Origin of the sequence: Terasakiella sp. 4MB5A (assembly GCF_050058155.1) — a bacterium.
Lineage (GTDB): Bacteria > Pseudomonadota > Alphaproteobacteria > Rhodospirillales > Terasakiellaceae > Terasakiella > Terasakiella halodenitrificans.
Genome location: NZ_CP188815.1, coordinates 838986 through 855770, shown reverse-complemented (window position 1 = coordinate 855770; position 16785 = coordinate 838986). Strand labels below are relative to the sequence as shown.

Below are 16785 nucleotides of genomic sequence, written 5' to 3'. Positions count from 1 at the left end.
ACATATCTTGTCATTTGTGTTTCAATCCACATATCCTGTATCTATCTTTGAAAGCAGGTAAATGCAATGAAACAGCGCTACAAACACCTTATTCTAATATTATTTTCATTATTATTGGCTGACATTGCACATGCAAATGAAAAAAATATTCACATGGCATGCACCCATTTTCCTCCTTACAAAATTGAAGCAAAAGATAACACTGAGCCACATAGAGGTATAGACCTTGACATTATGCGCAACGTATTTGAGGTAACCGGCGATAAAGTAGATTTTAATTTTTATCCTTGGAAACGCAGTGTTGAAATGGTGAAACGCCAACAAGCAGATGGACTATGCGGATGTTCTTACCATCCCTCGCGAGAAACAGATTTTCTATTTTCCGATAGCATTGGACATCATAGTCAAGGCATTTTCATAAACGAAACATCGTCTATTAACACTATAACAACTCTTGACCAACTGAAACAACTCTTGACCAACTGAGCGGCCTGACGATTGGTGTTGTGCGCGGATATGCGATCGAAAAAGAATTATTAACCAAAAACAACATTACAATAAACGAAGCCAACAACAACAAACAATTACTCTCGCTTTTAAATGCCGAACGTGTGGATGCCATTTATTCTTATCGAGACACGATCCTCTATCAAATGTCCCTAAACGGTAGTGCAAAAAAAATCAGATATTTTGAATTAAGTTCGCAGCCATATTATCTCTGTTTTTCACGTAACAAACCCGGTATTGAACAAATCGTAGATACATTCAATAAAGGGCTACGCATGATCCGCTATAATCAGACCTATCAGAAAATATGGGACAAATACCGCTGAGACAGTTTTCAAAGAGCCTTCTGATATCTAACATACGTTTTCTTTATTGATGGAACGCAACGTAATGACATCTTGTACATGGGCAACTAAGAGTGAGCGTGAACTCGCATATCATAATGCGGAATGGGGCGTGCCTGTTTTTGATGACAATACACATTTTGAAATGCTGACATTGGAAAGCGCCCAATCTGGCTTGAGCTGGAGTACAATCCTTGCCAAAAGAGAAGGCTATCGCGAGGCCTTTTTTAATTTTGACATCGACCGTGTTGCTCAAATGAACGAAGCTGACATTGACAGATTAGTTCTGTTTGAAGGTATTGTTCGTCACCGACAAAAGATTGCTTCAACCATTAACAATGCCCAGGCCCTATAGATGATTCAAAAGGAATATGGCTCCTTCAATCGCTATATCTGGTCTTTTGTCGATAACACACCAATTAACAATAAAATTGAAACCCTTGATGAAATCGCAAGTAAAACCGACCTTTCCACACTCATCAGCAAGGATCTCAAAAAGAAAGGCTTCAAATTTTTAGGAACAACAACTGTTTACGCCTATATGCAAGCCATAAGTATCGTAAACGACCATGTTATCACCTGCCCGCACTATGAAAAAATCTACCACCTACAATCCGAGGTTCATAAACGCCTCGCCTAAGATTTTTTCTTTTCTCGCAAGACATGGGTATGGTCCACGTCATAAAGCTTGCTGTCGGTAAAATCTTCACTGCCCAGCACATGACCAACCAAAATCAAAGCCGTGCGGGTAATCCCGCTGTCTTTCACCTTGGCACGGATGTCAGAAAGTGTGCCGTGAATAAAGGCTTCATCTGGCCATGACACACGATAGGCCACAACAACCGGGCAGTCTTCACCATAATAAGGGCTTAGTGTGTCCACCACGTGTTTCAGGTTATTAACCGACAAATGAATTGCCAAGGTTGCGCCGCTTTTGGCAAAGGTTTCCAGATCCTCGTTATTCGGCATTTTGGAAGAACGAACAGCCGTACGCGTCAAAACGATGGATTGGGATACATCCGGTAAAGTGAGTTCGGTCTTTAAAGCCGCCGAGGCTGCCGCATAAGCTGACACACCGGGCACAACTTCATAATCAATATCTAGTTTATCCAGACGGCGCATCTGTTCGGCAATCGCCCCGTAAAGACAGGGATCCCCGGAATGAACACGGGCGACATCATGACCTTGTTTGTGCGCTTCTTCGATTTCAGTAATGATCTCGTCCAAATGCATCGGCGCCGTATCTTTCACCACAGCTGCCTTATCAGCTTGGGCAACAATACCTTCCGGGACCAAGGATCCGGCAAACAACACAACTGGGGCTGCCTTAATAATATTAAGTCCACGCACCGTGATTAAGTCCGGTGCCCCCGGACCTGCACCGATAAAATAAACCGTCATGATTGCACCTTCATTTTCTTTTCATAGCCCCGGGGCGTATAGACCCATTTATTAACACCGCGTTCAATGACACGGCTTTGACTGGAACCCACCAAAACCATTGTCAGCATATCGGCATGATCGGATGTTAATTCGCCCAATGTTATCACCTCAAGGCTTTCTGTCGCACGGCCCAGATTACGGCCCAGAACAACAGGTGTTTCTGGCGGACGGCCCGTCAACAAGATATCACGGGCTTTTTCAATCTGTGTCACCCGGCGTTTAGAACGCGGGTTATAGAATGCCACCACAAAATCACCATCAGCCGCCGCTTTCAACCGTCGTTGGATATCTTCCCACGGTGTCAACAGATCGGACAGGGAAATAGTGCAAAAATCATGGTTGATCGGTGCCCCAATGCGCGCCGCACAGGCTTGCAAGGCCGAAATACCCGGTGCAACATCAATGCGCAGACGGTTCCATTCCGGTTTATTTTCTTTATCCAGCAATTCAAATGCCAATGTTGCCAAGGCATAAATCCCGGCATCACCAGAACAAACCAGACAGACCCGTTTTCCCTCTGCCGCCAGATCAAGGGCAATACGGGCACGTTTTTCTTCATTCGCCAGACCGCTTTCGTGACGGTCTTTCCCAACGATCAAGTCTTCGACCAGATCAAGGTACAAACCATACCCCACCACGTCAGTGGCATCGCGCAAGGCTTGTGTTGCCTGTGGGGATCGCCATTCATCAGAACCCGGGCCAATACCAATTACAGATAAATATCCCTGCGCCCGGCCCAATGCTGCGGGCTGTAAATCAACGGGGGAACGTCCAATTGCACAGGTTGCCTTATCTGTTTTTTGTTTTTCAACAACCAGTTCACCAAGACCACCAACGGCCGCCAACGCAGCGCCTTCGGCCACACCATGACAACCGACCTCGTCAAAGACAATATCAGACGGGTTCTTCAGGCGCGGGGTTTGGGCTTCCAATTCTTCGGGGGTGAAGAAACGTGCCGGCACCCCCAGCACATCGGCCAAGGCATGCACCGCTGCTTCGTTTGCTTTGACATCAACAGAGACCACACAGCCAATTGATTGGCGCGACAAGCCAGCGCTGGCCAAGGTTGCCAAGGCATGTTCGATTAAATGATCGGCCGGGCAATTTCTTTCACATCCTACACCCAAGGCCAGTACGGGCGGATGGAATAGCAATTCATTGCCGTCAGGTTCAACATCCCGATCAGAAATACGAATACGCGGGAAACCGACATCTTCAAAAGACAGGCCTTTTTCTTCCAACCAGATCGCCTCACCCGCTTCGACTTCCAAGGAAACCGGATCATGGTTCAACAAAGCGGCGGCAACTTCTTTCGCGTAATCAGGATTGGCAATTCGCCAACCACGCGGTGGTTCGTCCAGTGCCACACCGAAATTCAATTCCCCAGCTGTTGTTATGGCAGCAGCCCCGTCCAAAATATCGGCAATCCAGCGCGCCAATTCATTTGCCCCGTGATGTCCCCCCAGCAACGGAACGGCACAGGATGCATCTTCAGCAACCGCAACCACGGGCGGTTCTGCCCATTTATCCGCCAGCAACGGGGCCAGTGCGCGGATCAAAATACCGCTAGCACAGATGCCGATAATTGGTTGTCCCTTGCGAAACAGGCTGCGCAAATGATCAATGGTATTGTCAAAGGTAATCGCGCAATCAGGGAGGCGTTTTTTCAAACCGTGAATTTCCACATCCCCCATTGTCAGGGCTAGTTCTTGCGCCAGTTGATAGCCACCTGTGCTGAGACAAATCAATGCCGGTGTTGTCTTCTGGGTCATTTCCACGCCTCGCCGCGTTTATGTACAATAATCATCGAAAAATACGGTGCCTTTTCAAAAGTTGCCTCATCCAGAGCCATCATTTTCTGGGTCTCCATCGTGGCATGTTCAATGTAGTAAGCATGTTCGTTTAATCCCAAGGTGCCGATCACATCACGCACCTTGGCAAAGTGGCGACCCACTTTCATAATGATCGCCGCATCACACAGTTGCAGACGTTCTAACAAATCTTCACTGGGCAGCGGTGCCGGTAAAATCGTCAACACATCGGCGCGCGATGTAATCGGCACACCCAACTGGCAACAGCTTGCCATCGCAGAAGAGACACCGGGTACAACAAGCGTTTCAAAACGATCCGCCAATCGGGCATAGATATACATGAACGATCCGAAAAAGAACGGGTCACCTTCGCACAAAACTGCAACATCTTTACCCTCAGATAATTTCTGCGCAATTTCTTCGCTATATCGGTCATAAACATCATTGGCGGGGAATTCGCCGGGGATCATCGGTGTATCGATTTTAATTTCATCCTGTCCACCAGGAAGGTGTTTTTCAACAATGGATCGCGCCAAGCTTGGCTTACCAACCGGGGCCGGATAGGCAATCACCGGGGCTGCCTGAAGAATATTCAGCGCCTTTAAGGTAATTAAATCTGGATCGCCCGGACCAATGCCCAGACCGTACAAAGTACCTGCCATGTGTTCTATTCCTTTAACGCCGACAGTTGCAAGACAGGCGCCATCGGTTTCAGCGCCGTCATTGTGCCAACGTTTTCTTCACGCGAAACAGCGATACGGGTCAACCGTGCGCCGAACTTGTGCGCAAAATGCAACATTTCGCGCTCAGCCTCAAGTGTTACTGCATTTGCAACCAATCGCCCACCAGTTGGTAAGACATTCCAGCAGGTTTCCAGCAAACCGGGAATGGAGATACCACCCCCAACAAAAATAGCATCCGGTTGGGGTAATCCGTGCAATGCATCTGGGGCACGACCATCGACAATTTCCAAGGTTGGCACACCCAAGGCCGCCCCATTATGGGCTATCATGGATCGACGTTTATCATTTTGTTCAATCGCAATTGCATGACATTTGGGGTGTGCGCGCATCCATTCAATCGCAATGGACCCGCATCCAGCCCCGACATCCCACAACAGTTCACCGGGTTGCGGTGCAAGACTGGATAATGTCACCGCACGCACTTCGCGTTTGGTCAATTGCCCGTCATGTTCATACAGATCATCATCCAAACCATTGGTCGCAGGCAGACGACGGGCTTTTTCTTCTGCGATACATTCAACCGCGATGGTATTCAGATCCGCAACTTTTGCAGTCCAACCGGTTGCGCTGCCTTGCAGATGATTTTCTTTCTCCCCGCCCATATGTTCAAACACATTCAGGCGAGAGGCCCCATAGCCATATTTTGCTAAAAGATCGGCGACCTCAATCGGGGATTTTCCATCGCGGCTGAGGATCAGGATTTTTACCCCGTCAGCCACATAACGATTCAAGCTTTCCAAGGCGCGACCATGAATGGTCATACAGACACAATCCGGGATTGCCCATCCCATCCGCGCCGCCGCCAGTGAAAAAGCACCGTTCGCCGGATGAATGGTAATGTCACGCTTATCAAAATGTTTCAGCAGGGTTGTGCCAATACCAAACCATAACGGTTCCCCGGTTGCCAAAACGACAACGGATTTGTCCAAACGGTCTTTAATCGCCTCGATCCCATGGTTCAATCCACTGCCCCATGATATTTTTTCAGCCAAGCTCGTCAACATATCCAGATGACGTTCACCCCCGACCAAAACATCCGCGCTTTCAATCAAGGCCCGTGATGTCGAGTTTAGTCCGTCCAGACCATCTTCACCAATCCCAATAATATGGATCATTGTGTAATCCCTTTCTTGGCAAGTGCATTTAAGGCAGAGGCCGCAATTGCACTGCCACCGCGTCGTCCGCGCAATGTAATATAAGGCACGCCCAGATCACCCGCCAAGGCAATCAGCGTTTCTTTTGATTCCATTGCCCCGACAAAACCGACCGGACAAGCGACAATCAAGGCCGGTTTGGCAAAACGCCCATCAAGGATCCCTTGGATTAAATGGAACAAGGCCGTTGGGGCATTGCCGATCACGACGACCGATCCGTCCAGCCAATCGCCCCAAAATTCCAAGGCAGCCGCTGAACGGGTGGTGCCCAATTCATCCGCCTTGGCGGGCGTACGCGCATCATTCAGGGTGCAGACAACCGGGTTATATTGGGCGAGGCGTTTGCGGATAATGCCATGTGACACCATTTCCACATCCACCAAAATCGGACACCCCTTTGCCAAGGCTGCCCGCCCTATGGTCGCGCCCCCGGGACTATAGGCAATATCCACACCGACATCCACATCACCACAGGCATGGATCATACGAATGGCAACGTCTTGCATATCGTCATCAAAACCGGAAACATCGACATCATGTTCAATCATTTCCTGTGATTTGCGATAAATATCGTTTGGCGCACGTAAATAACTGTTCAACCAATCAAGAGCTTGGTCCTTATCGCTTCTACCAACACCCAAGACCCAGCCCTCTTCGCGCACGACACTGTCTTTTTCATCATCAGTCAACGATGGATCGCCCGCAAACAGCGGAGCCATTTCCCCAACTTGATCCAATTCAGCATAATGGCGGGCAAGGGTACGCACCTGAATAGCATCCTTTGGCAAATTGCCCTGTGCCTGTACCTTAATCTGGGAGGGATAAATTTCTGCCAAGGTAATCTCGCCCAAAGAATTTGCGTTCAGTCCGGTTTCAAAGGGCCAGACCTTGATATGGTCTTGCAACCACGCATGACGGCGCAACTGTTCCAGCCGGGCAATTCCCATCAGGGTTTGGGATCCCACACAACCTGTCCCCAAAAGCTGCCAAACGGGTTTTACCCCCGAAATCCGTTGTTCACACAAACGCATTTCATTGGTCAGCGGGTTCATATAAGGCTTTTTGCTTTCCAAAAATTCATTTTGCTGGGCTTTCGGACAGCCCCAGAACGGCCCCGTCGTGCCGCTGATTTTACGGTTTAATTCCGCTGCAACCGCGAAACGGTTATTGGAATTATCCGCTCCGTCCTTAATCATTACTGACAGCCGTTGCCATACATCGGACCAGTTTTGTGCGCCGATACTGGGGGCAAAATCTTTTGGATATCCAAAGGCAAAATCGCATCCGACCAATACGCGCAAACCCCGCGCGCTCAGATCACTGAGACGATCAGCCAAATCGTGCATGGCGGTTTCGCGAGTTGTCGGGTTATGCAACGCCGTTTCAACCAGTTTGGCACCTTGGCGTTCCACCACACAATACCAGATACTGTCGGCACCCTTTTTCGGGGTTGAGGATGCCGACCAGTCCACCATGACATAACAGTCAAACAAGTGCGTCATAAGGGGCGGCCCTTACTTGTCGTCCCCATGATCATGGGAATGATGATGGTGGTGCCCGTGATGGTGATGATGTCCGTGATCATGACCATGATGATGATCATGTTCGCCATCGGTACCAATGCCCATGACATGATGGTGGTGACCAACTTGCGCAGCGCCAACTTCGCCTTCATAACCAATGATTTGCTCGCGGTATTTACACAGCTGGCAGTTCATATTGTTTTCACCGCTGAGCATTTCTTCCACACGGTCCACAAACGTGTCAATCACCAGCGGGTGATCTTTCAGATAACCAACTTTGACAAAGTCGATATCCGGGTGATTGGCCGCGACTTCATCCGTTTGATCATAAATCCGATTGACCAGAATGCCGGTAAACAGGAAGTAAGGGATCACGACAACGCGCTTGTAACCCAACTTTGCCGCATGTTCCAAACCATCGGGGACGCGCGGGAATGCCACACCGGAATAACACACTTCACCCCAGCCAAAGCCCATGCCTTCCCACAGCATCCGCATAACTTTATGAACATTGGAATTGGCATCACTATCATTGGTGCCGCGACCGACCACCATTAACAAGGTATCTTTGCGCGCCACATCATCCGAACAGTTTGCTTCAACTTCTTCAATACGTTGTTTACAGACCTCCAGCAAACGCCGATCAATCGCCAGTTCACGTCCGAAACGTACATCCAGATCAGCATGTTCGGCAGCGAAATTGTTTACTTCGCTCGGTAAATCATTTTTAACGTGGCCTGCGGCAAACAACATACCGGGAACGCACAGGATTTGCTTTGCCCCGCGTTCAACCAGTTTATCCAACCCAGTACGGATGATCGGTTTGGCAAATTCCAAGAAGCCACTTTCCACATCACGATCAGGGAAGCGTTCGCGTAAATTTTTTGCCAAAAGATTGAATTCTTCAACAGCGCCTTCGTCGCGGCTGCCGTGACCGCAGATCATAATAGCGGGTTTATCGGACATGGGAGTCTCCTATATTTTATGTCTTGCCTTACAGCATCAGACAGTGAAGCTTTGCCTTACAGCATCAAGCCTTATTTCGAGGCCTTGATGTAGCGTTTTGTGGCGAGCAAGGCAAGGATATTGTTTGGTTGTTTAACGATTATACCATCCAGAATGCAATCACAATTAAAGCCAAGCCTGCCAGATAAAGCGTCTCCACCAACATCAAAACCAGCGGCACCCAGCCGACCTTGACCAAGGCGGCAAAAGACGTCTTCATCCCCAAGGCGGCCACTGCCATCACAATACACCAGCGCGAGACATCAATCAGAGAGTTTGAAATCACAACGGGGATGTCCACACTGCTGTTTAAAATGACCAAGGCAACAAACCCCAGCACAAACCATGGAAACGGTAATTTGGCTTCACTCGTCTTATCTGCCTTTAAATGGGCACGCACCACCATCATAACAATCAAAACAACGGGTAACAGCATGGCAACACGCAACAGCTTAACAACGGTTGCCACATCACCCGTATGATCGGATACACCATATCCCGCCCCAACAACCTGTGCGACATCATGAATGGTTGCCCCCAAAAACACACCAGTCTGCTGTTCGTCCAAACCAATGGCTGCAGCAATGATGGGATAGATCACCATCGCCATTGTGCTGAAAGCCGTCACGGTCACAACAGTAAAAATCGTATCGCGTTCCCCATCTTTTCCCTGTGGTAAAACAGATGACAACGCCATTGCGGCTGATGCCCCGCAGATGGCGACGGCCCCACCGGTTAAACATCCAAACGACGTTTTTCCATTTAAAAGACGGATCAAGCCGATCCCTAAAAAAATCGTACTCACCACCCCACCGATCACCAACACAACCGGTATCAGGCCAAGATCCTGCAAGGCGGCAAAGGATATACGCAATCCCAACAAGGCAACCCCGATACGCAAAACCTGTTTGGCTGCCATATCGATCCCTTGGGCGCATCTTTCATGTTCGGACAAAAAATTAAATGCAATACCCAACAATAAGGCAAACAACATCGTCGGCGCACCATAATGATCGGACAGAAAAACCGCTGCGATTGCAATGGTCAAGGCCACCAATAAGCCGGAAAATCTGTCGCGATAAAAATTCCCGATGCGTTCCATCGTCTTTGTACCTTATTGAGGGGCTCTTCATTAAGAACCACACCATAGCAGCCTACGTTCTTAAAATCTTTTTAAAACCGATCACGCAGACGTGTTTTGTTTTCTGTAGGCATTTCAGGCAAAATTTTAAAAACTCAATTGATGAAAGGTTCCCCCTATGTTTCGCCCCTTGGCTGTTTTAACCATATTATCTGCATTTGCATCTCAACACGCTGATGCGGCCCAAGTGATTACCCTGACCCAAACCCCATGCCAGTTTGTTGAAGCTGAAAACGGCATTGATCACGGCATTAAATCATCATCCGCCAAGGATTGCGAAGCATACAACAGTCAAACCCAAACAGAACGCCTGAAAACAGCAAAAGTACTAACCCTGAAACCCGGTACATATACGTTCCGCGTTAAAAATGAAAATGTGCCCTACGCGCTCGGCTTTTGGCTGCGTGAAAAGGATTACAACTGGAAAAACCCGCTTCATAAATTGACAAAAACCAGCATATCCGGCGGCGGCCTGACAACAGGCGTCAGTCAAGATTATGAAGTGGAATTAAAACCAGGGGAATACCTTTATTCCTGCCCTTTAAACCCAACACCGGATTACAAACTGATCGTTGAATAAAAGATCATACGATCTTATTGATAAAGCGCGCTTGTTTTTTATGGACTTTCCGTGTCATTTCGGCCAAGAATCGCCCTTTCGGGCAATCCTTGACATAAAGCTGACATGAAACTCGACCTGCGACCTATATATTTCATCATTGGCCTTTTGCTGATGACATTGGCCTTGGGCATGTTACTCCCCATGTTTGTCGATATGGCGCAAGGCAACCCGGATTGGCAGGTTTTCATGCTCTCTTCCGGTGTGACCCTGTTTGTCGGTATGGCCTTGTCCTTGGCAGGGCGCAGTCGGGAAAAAATGTTTTTCTCCATTCGCCAAGGTTTCATCATGGCAACGTTCAGTTGGCTCGTGATGACTGTTTTTGCCGCTCTCCCTTTTGCATTTTCCGAACTGGACATGTCCTACACTGACGCATTTTTCGAGGCCATGTCCGGCATCACGACAACCGGATCGACGGTTATTTCCGGGCTGGATTACGCACCACCGGGTTTGTTGTTATGGCGGGCTTTACTGCAATGGCTTGGCGGGATCGGGATCATTGTGATGGCGGTTGCGATCATGCCGATGTTGCACGTCGGGGGAATGCAGCTCTTTAAGGTCGAAGCCTTTGAAACATCGGATAAAGCCTTGCCCAAGGCAGCACAGATTTCTGCCAGCATTTCAGCCATTTACCTCGGCCTAACCGTCATTTGGGCGGTGGCCTTGTGGTTTGCCGGCATGACCCCGTTTGAAGCCGTCAACCATGCCATGACGACCATTGCCACAGGTGGTTTTTCCACTTCTGACGGATCAGTTGGACATTTCGACAGCGGGGCAATAGACGGTATTATTACATTGGGTATGATTGTCGGCTCCCTGCCCTTTATGCTGTATTTACGAACTTTGCGCGGCAACTATCAGGCCCTGATTAAAGATTCACAGGTCCAGTGGTTCATGATGATTATCTTCTTATTAATCGCACTCGCCACCGGATTCTTATGGCTGCAAGAAGGTTATGACCCCATCCATTCCTTAAGATACGGTGCCTTCAACGTGGTTTCCATTATCACCGGTACGGGATATGCGACAACCGACTATCAGGTCTGGGGCCATTTTGCCTGGCCAATCTTTTTCTTTATCATGTTTATCGGGGGCTGTTCCGGTTCCACGACTTGCGGGATCAAGATCTTTCGTTTTCAGGTTCTTTATGCCGCTGCAAAAACCCAGATCAGGCGCCTTTTGGAACCTCACGGTGTTTTCATCCCTTATTATAACCGTCGTCCGATCCCAGACGAAGTTATGACCTCGGTTCTCAGTTTCTTCTTTATCTTCGGGGTCTGCTTTGCCCTTTTAACGATGGCACTTGGCATGGTGGGTCTAGATTATGTTACGGCCATTACCAGTGCAGCCACCGCGCTTGCCAACGTCGGTCCGGCGTTAGGTGAAGTTGCAGGACCGAGTGGTAATTTCCAGACCTTTCCAGATACCGCTAAATGGTTGATGTCATTTGGTATGCTGCTCGGACGCCTTGAGTTATTTACCGTCCTCGTCTTGTTTATGCCAACTTTCTGGCGCGGTTAATTAGGCAGCGATGTAAAGTGGTGCTGTAAACGATTGATGGAGTTGATCCATGACAAATGGATCACGTTTATTCTCAGCTACAACTTCATCATAAATCGTTTAATGATAGCGGGTGTCTCAACCTTGCGGATGCATCATTGCCAACGATAAAGACAACCCATTCGATACGCTAAATTCCTTGTCAGACGTGCAAAGGACCTTCTGTTGGAAGAAAGTCTGGTTTTGCTTGCACGAAATCAAACACGTCTTAAGTAGTCACATTTAAAATGACCATTTAGCGTCTCGCTTTGACAGATAATCAGACGGCTTCTTCTGATATTGTGCTGATTTTTTATATCTATGGATATAAAAGTAAATATTTTCAATGATTTCAAAATCATTGAAAAAGATGGCGGACAGAGAGGGACTTGATAATAGCCCATTGTTATTATTGATTTTATGCCGTTTTTGGCGGGAGTAAAAGCATGATTGTGCTACTAAATTGTGCTACAAAACCGATATGGAATGCACAATGGTTTTCAGAACGTCCATGATAATGAAATTTTGAAAATGTTAGTCAGCCTCAGAAACTGTTTGTCCAATGTTTCTGTTTCGCTCTTTTTGGGCTTCCTTAATTATTTCAGAAATTTGGGATATTAGGTCCTGTTGACAAAGTATTTTACCCATACCCGAATTGATGTGACCTGCACGAAGCCAAGGAAACTGAGCATCGTCTTGTCATACCGAGTTGCAACCCGGCGAGCATTTTTGAGTTTGTTGAAGCAGCGTTCAACCTGATTTCTCAAGCCATATACGAAATCATCAACGGGAGTGATTTCCTTTCGGTTTTTCCGCATTGGGATCATGGCGTATCCACCGCGTTTCTCCATATCGTCCCGAATGGAGTTTGCATCGTAGCCTTTGTCTGCCAATAGAACCTTGGCATCTGGACCACCCCATTCCATCAATGGAGCATACCCTTTGTAATCTGATGTTTGGCCTTCGCTGATTTCCAGAGCTATTGGCAAGCCTTCGGCATTTGTTCGAAGGTGTATTTTGGACGTAAAGCCACCTTTTGAACGGCCGAGACCCTCTTTTTGAGTCCCCCTTTTGCCCCAGCAGCCTGATGATGGGCTCTGATGATTGTGCTATCTATCATTTGCACTGTATCTGGAACGGCTTTGGCATCGTTCAAGGCATCCAGTAGAACATCCCAAACGCCGAGCAATGTCCAGCGGCGGAATTGACGATAAACAGAGGACCATTTACCGAAGTAATTGGGGAGGTCACGCCAAGGTGCTCCTGTCCGGGCAATCCAAAAAATACCATCAAGAGTGAGGCGGTGATTTGAGGGAGGACGGCCAGATTTTGGCCCTTGGGCATGAAGGAATGGCTCGAAGAATAACCATTCATCGTCGCTCATCAAATTCCGCATAGACTTCTCCTCATAAAAAGAAGTCTTGAATCACATTCTAAGCAATTTGTGAACCCACTTTGTCAACAGGACCTAGTGATATTTGCCCCAATCCTTGTAGCCCTTTGGTCAAGTATTCGAGGACGTTAGTTTTGCTGTAAATGTGATGAAACTTCCAATACGGGTCTTCTTCACATCTGTATTCACTTTCAGTGCTGCTTAAAGCGGCTTCAAAGTGTTCGCCATATTCACCAAGTTGTGCGGTATAAAAAAGTGTTTGAATAACCATTAGAGTTTTCAGTGACACATTTTCTTTGATAAGTTCGAAGGAGGCCTTTGCAGCTTCATTTTGTTTTTTGAGACCTTCATGTTCCACGATGATTTGGGCATTCAATATTAGAGGAAGTTCTGGCGATTTTGCGATCTTGACATCGGCATATTGGCGAGCAAAAAATATGATTTCAGATTCTACGATTTCGGGAACGGTGTGCTGAATACCAATATTTGCTGCAAATTCTCTGTGTTCCTTGATTAAATTAATAGCGGTTTCAAATTCGTTTTTTGAAAGTTGATATCGGTCTTTAATATCCGCTCTAGCATCTTTTAACGTGCCGTCTTTCCATGTAGAATAAACTGGAAGCTCCTCAGAAAGTCTTGCCAGTTCTTTTCTTGATAATGCAGACGTGAATGAACCTGTTTTGACTTCGTCATGCAGATCGATGAGACGATAACGGATCATGGGCATAGTTTCACATAACTTGGACACGACGTGGTAAATTCTTCTGAGGCTAACGACGTGCCATTGATCCATACTTGCGTTGTTATCATTCTTAACCGCATAGCGAAATTCTTGTCCCGTTGGGTCTGTTTCTGCAATGAATGTTATAATGTCAGAAATGCTGGACAATAGTTCGTTAAGCTCGCCATCAGAAGGTTTTGTTTCAAGTATAACTTTCAAGTAGTCCGAAATGTTATGACCACCTTTTATTTGACATGAAGTAACCCCCATTCCCTGTAATTGAGCGTAATATAGTTTTAAGTAGAGTTCGACCCCATGACGTGCATTGTTTAATATGGGAAACACCAAGGTATCGCGTTCGCCCATTAATTTTTTTTCAGAAATTGTTTCCAATAAGTGCAATGCGGATTTTAGAAAACCTTCGGCATAGTTTGGATGACCAGCGGCACCATCACCGACAAAAGCATTGAACTCTGTATCCCATGGAGCAAAAAGGTTGTCGGAAGTTTCATCTTTCATCTCGAACTCCTATCGATTTTCATATTAAATTATGAAAAGTTGCTCCCCTTGTAAATCGGGGTAATTGTATTTGGCCGGAAGAACTTCGGTATCAAATAAATACCGCCATCAACTGATGGAGGGTCCCATGCGATTATATGATTTTGCGATTTCAGACACCGCATACAAATGTGCCGATTTCTTATACGCCGTGCCGATACGCATTCTCGGCAATACAATGCCGACGGCAGGTGATTTAGTCATTAAAAATATGAAGATGACTATCGAAGGCCATGTGCTAGGCAATGCGAATTTTGAACATTGTTATAAAAATCTTGGTGACGGCATGCAATCGGCGTTTGTCCATGGTCGTGGTGTGATCGCAATTTTCGGCCAGACTTTGACTGATGCACTGGACCTTCTTGGCAACAATCCAATTGTTTCCGTTCATTGCACAGAATTTGATGATATCCTGTTGGATGTGGAGATCCTGCTGGATGGCAATGTCATCGCGATTGATTTAGAGACCGCCGAAGTTTCATCAACCAACCATGGTAAGGATTGGAGCCTGTCGGCATGATAACCAAACAGCTTTACATCATCCCGGTATTAATCACCGGGGAACTTCCGCCCAGATACATGCCAGACGAATTCACACAACCCAGCTTGGGCATCAATGACCACTTGATCGAGTTTCTCAATATCAACGTCCAGCAACGCTATGACGGGCCACATCGCGTAAATGCTGCGGGGATCGTGGTAATCGCTTCTAGGGGCCTGCGAGATGCCATTTACGCTGTCATAGACTGTGGTTGGGTAAAACTGTCGGATCATGGTATCAGTGCCATGCTGGACGACGTATGTGTTGAAATTGATGACGGTCATATTCTAGTTGTAAATCCGAAAACCGGGACCATGGAACGAAAATCAACAAACGGGATACATCTACCGGAATGAATGGGCTGTATGTTTCCACACAGCCCATTGAATTTCGAGGTTAGACAAAACCAAGAAAATAGCCGAAGTTATCGGTCAGGTCTTTGGCATCTTTCTTTTTTACCGTCATACCAAAAACATCTTCTGTTACAGGACCGATGATACCATCCTCTTTCAATTTCGGGATTTGATTATCGTCCTTGTTGGTTTCATTAATGGCAGTTTGCAGGGCCAGACCTATGGTGCTCTCTTTCTGATCCTTCCTTGATGGCAATAAAGGATCGAAGGTTGCAGTGACATCTTTAATCAAATTGTTAGTGTCACCAGATTTCTTGGCTTTGTCCGTTTTATATTGAAATTGCCCCAGTGCATTGGCTTCGGTCATTTTTGTTGGGCCAAGGGCAGCAATCGCTTTTTTCAGACCCATTGCCGATTTGGGACCAAACATACCATCAACCTTCAACGGCACCTCCGTCTGCTCCTTAGTCCGATTAATAGCTGTTTGCAGACCACGAATAGTATCAACTTTATTGTCAGATGATTTATCCAACTGAGCAGCAACCGCCTTGATGGCATTTGCCATGGTTTGACCACCGGGAACCGTCAATGGTTTCGGTTCCTTCGGTGCCGGGTTGATTGTAACCGGTTGGATCATCTTACCGGTTTCATCATATTCGATAGGTTCATCACCATAACGGGTTGAAAACCACTTGCGTTCTTTTTTGACCAGTTCATCAAACATAGGTTTGTCATTCTGGAAATTATTGCGTTTGACCATCAGGTCTTTGACTTCACCCTCGGTCAAATCTTCGGGTTTCTTGAACATAAAATCATGAGACGTGTCAGCAGTCGCAGTATTTACCTCATTCGCGGCGTCCGATGTTTTTTCTGCTTCCGAGATTTCATCTTCATCGCTGCTTTGTGATTCCGTGTCGCCATCTTCTTCACTGTCATCTTCCATATCAGTGACATTGCCTTCTGAATATCCTTCGTGATCTTCAATTGCATCAGCTACAGAAGACAAATCACCGTTATCAATAATGTCCTGCATTGGTGTATCACGGTCATAACCTGTCGCATCTTCCACATGCTTGATATACGAGTCAGTGTTATTTTCAGATGATGGTGCGTATCGAGAGATAGCCTGTCCCAGTGTTTTGTTGCGATAGTTGCTGCTTCCCAACAATGTCGTTAGAGCGTCATAGCCAGTATCGTAATCTGGGAAGACCGCAAAACCACCGGCACTACCAATAGCACCCTGCCTATCCGCATAGCCACTAGAGCGTATGTTGCCCGGATTATTGTTTCGCCAAGCCCGTGTGCCTCCTGACCATTCTTCTTTGCTTCCATCTGAATATTCGTAGATGACACTATTACTTTTGCCAGCATATGCGTTTGTTGCACTCAT

At 47.0% G+C, this 16785-nt stretch carries 16 protein-coding genes and 1 pseudogene; 7 read left to right on the top strand and 10 right to left on the bottom strand.

The features are described 5' to 3' along the window. Positions 1-66 precede the first annotated feature (66 nt). The 3 genes and pseudogenes from ACI0FF_RS04180 (at position 67) to ACI0FF_RS04170 (ending at position 1491) form a co-directional block, all read left to right on the top strand. A complete protein-coding gene (locus ACI0FF_RS04180) occupies positions 67-486 on the top strand; it encodes a transporter substrate-binding domain-containing protein (RefSeq protein ID WP_419798874.1) in 420 nt (139 codons plus the stop codon). A 20-nt stretch (positions 487-506) separates the two neighbouring features. Further along, positions 507-833: a substrate-binding periplasmic protein gene (locus ACI0FF_RS04175; protein WP_419798873.1), complete on the top strand. Its 327-nt coding sequence runs from the start codon at positions 507-509 to the stop codon at positions 831-833. 49 nt (positions 834-882) lie between these two features. Then, positions 883-1491, top strand: a pseudogene (locus tag ACI0FF_RS04170) (DNA-3-methyladenine glycosylase I). On the opposite strand, the gene cobM reads toward ACI0FF_RS04170, so the two are convergent. The 7 genes from cobM to ACI0FF_RS04135 all read right to left on the bottom strand — a co-directional run bounded on the left by cobM (position 1488) and on the right by ACI0FF_RS04135 (position 9632). After that, positions 1488-2252 carry a precorrin-4 C(11)-methyltransferase gene (gene cobM / locus ACI0FF_RS04165; protein WP_419798872.1) on the bottom strand — a complete coding sequence of 255 codons (765 nt, stop codon included), beginning with the start codon at positions 2250-2252 and terminating at the stop codon, positions 1488-1490. The pseudogene ACI0FF_RS04170 and the gene cobM overlap by 4 nt on opposite strands. Further along, a complete protein-coding gene (gene cobJ, locus ACI0FF_RS04160) occupies positions 2249-4066 on the bottom strand; it encodes a precorrin-3B C(17)-methyltransferase (protein WP_419798871.1) in 1818 nt (605 codons plus the stop codon). The genes cobM and cobJ overlap by 4 nt, the downstream gene beginning before the upstream one ends. Next, a complete protein-coding gene (gene cobI, locus ACI0FF_RS04155; protein ID WP_419798870.1) occupies positions 4063-4767 on the bottom strand; it encodes a precorrin-2 C(20)-methyltransferase in 705 nt (234 codons plus the stop codon). The genes cobJ and cobI overlap by 4 nt, the downstream gene beginning before the upstream one ends. A 5-nt stretch (positions 4768-4772) precedes the next feature. Further along, positions 4773-5963, bottom strand: coding sequence for a precorrin-6y C5,15-methyltransferase (decarboxylating) subunit CbiE (gene cbiE, locus ACI0FF_RS04150; RefSeq protein ID WP_419798869.1), 1191 nt, complete (start codon positions 5961-5963; stop codon positions 4773-4775). Next, positions 5960-7504 (bottom strand): precorrin-8X methylmutase, encoded by a 1545-nt coding sequence (locus ACI0FF_RS04145; RefSeq protein ID WP_426857614.1) that lies wholly within the window; start codon positions 7502-7504, stop codon positions 5960-5962. The genes cbiE and ACI0FF_RS04145 overlap by 4 nt, the downstream gene beginning before the upstream one ends. A 12-nt stretch (positions 7505-7516) precedes the next feature. Then, complete coding sequence (locus tag ACI0FF_RS04140) at positions 7517-8491, bottom strand: sirohydrochlorin chelatase (protein WP_419798868.1); 975 nt, start codon at positions 8489-8491, stop codon at positions 7517-7519. Positions 8492-8630: 139 nt separating this feature from the next. Next, positions 8631-9632: a YeiH family protein gene (locus ACI0FF_RS04135; RefSeq protein WP_419798867.1), complete on the bottom strand. Its 1002-nt coding sequence runs from the start codon at positions 9630-9632 to the stop codon at positions 8631-8633. 157 nt (positions 9633-9789) lie between these two features. On the opposite strand from ACI0FF_RS04135, the gene ACI0FF_RS04130 reads away from it, so the two are divergent. Beyond that, the gene (locus tag ACI0FF_RS04130; protein ID WP_419798866.1) at positions 9790-10251 is read left to right on the top strand and encodes a hypothetical protein; all 462 of its coding nucleotides are present in this window, start codon (positions 9790-9792) and stop codon (positions 10249-10251) included. Between the two features lie 105 nt (positions 10252-10356). After that, a complete protein-coding gene (locus ACI0FF_RS04125) occupies positions 10357-11811 on the top strand; it encodes a TrkH family potassium uptake protein (protein WP_419798865.1) in 1455 nt (484 codons plus the stop codon). Between the two features lie 635 nt (positions 11812-12446). Here ACI0FF_RS04125 and ACI0FF_RS04120 read toward each other — a convergent pair. Together ACI0FF_RS04120 and ACI0FF_RS04115 are read right to left on the bottom strand one after the other, a co-directional pair. Further along, positions 12447-13225, bottom strand: a protein-coding gene (locus tag ACI0FF_RS04120) for an IS5 family transposase (RefSeq protein WP_419796873.1) whose coding sequence is annotated in 2 segments (ribosomal slippage) — positions 12447-12904 and positions 12904-13225 — 780 coding nt in all. Because the reading frame shifts where the segments join, the coding sequence is not laid out codon by codon here. 37 nt (positions 13226-13262) lie between these two features. Beyond that, a complete protein-coding gene (locus ACI0FF_RS04115) occupies positions 13263-14462 on the bottom strand; it encodes a hypothetical protein (RefSeq protein ID WP_419798864.1) in 1200 nt (399 codons plus the stop codon). Positions 14463-14589: 127 nt separating this feature from the next. On the opposite strand from ACI0FF_RS04115, the gene ACI0FF_RS04110 reads away from it, so the two are divergent. Then, complete coding sequence (locus tag ACI0FF_RS04110; protein ID WP_419798863.1) at positions 14590-15021, top strand: hypothetical protein; 432 nt, start codon at positions 14590-14592, stop codon at positions 15019-15021. Beyond that, positions 15018-15398: a hypothetical protein gene (locus tag ACI0FF_RS04105; protein WP_419798862.1), complete on the top strand. Its 381-nt coding sequence runs from the start codon at positions 15018-15020 to the stop codon at positions 15396-15398. The genes ACI0FF_RS04110 and ACI0FF_RS04105 overlap by 4 nt, the downstream gene beginning before the upstream one ends. Positions 15399-15438: 40 nt before the next feature. Here the strand turns inward: ACI0FF_RS04105 and ACI0FF_RS04100 are convergent, their stop codons facing one another. Next, positions 15439-16785, bottom strand: coding sequence for a hypothetical protein (locus tag ACI0FF_RS04100; RefSeq protein ID WP_419798861.1), 1347 nt, complete (start codon positions 16783-16785; stop codon positions 15439-15441).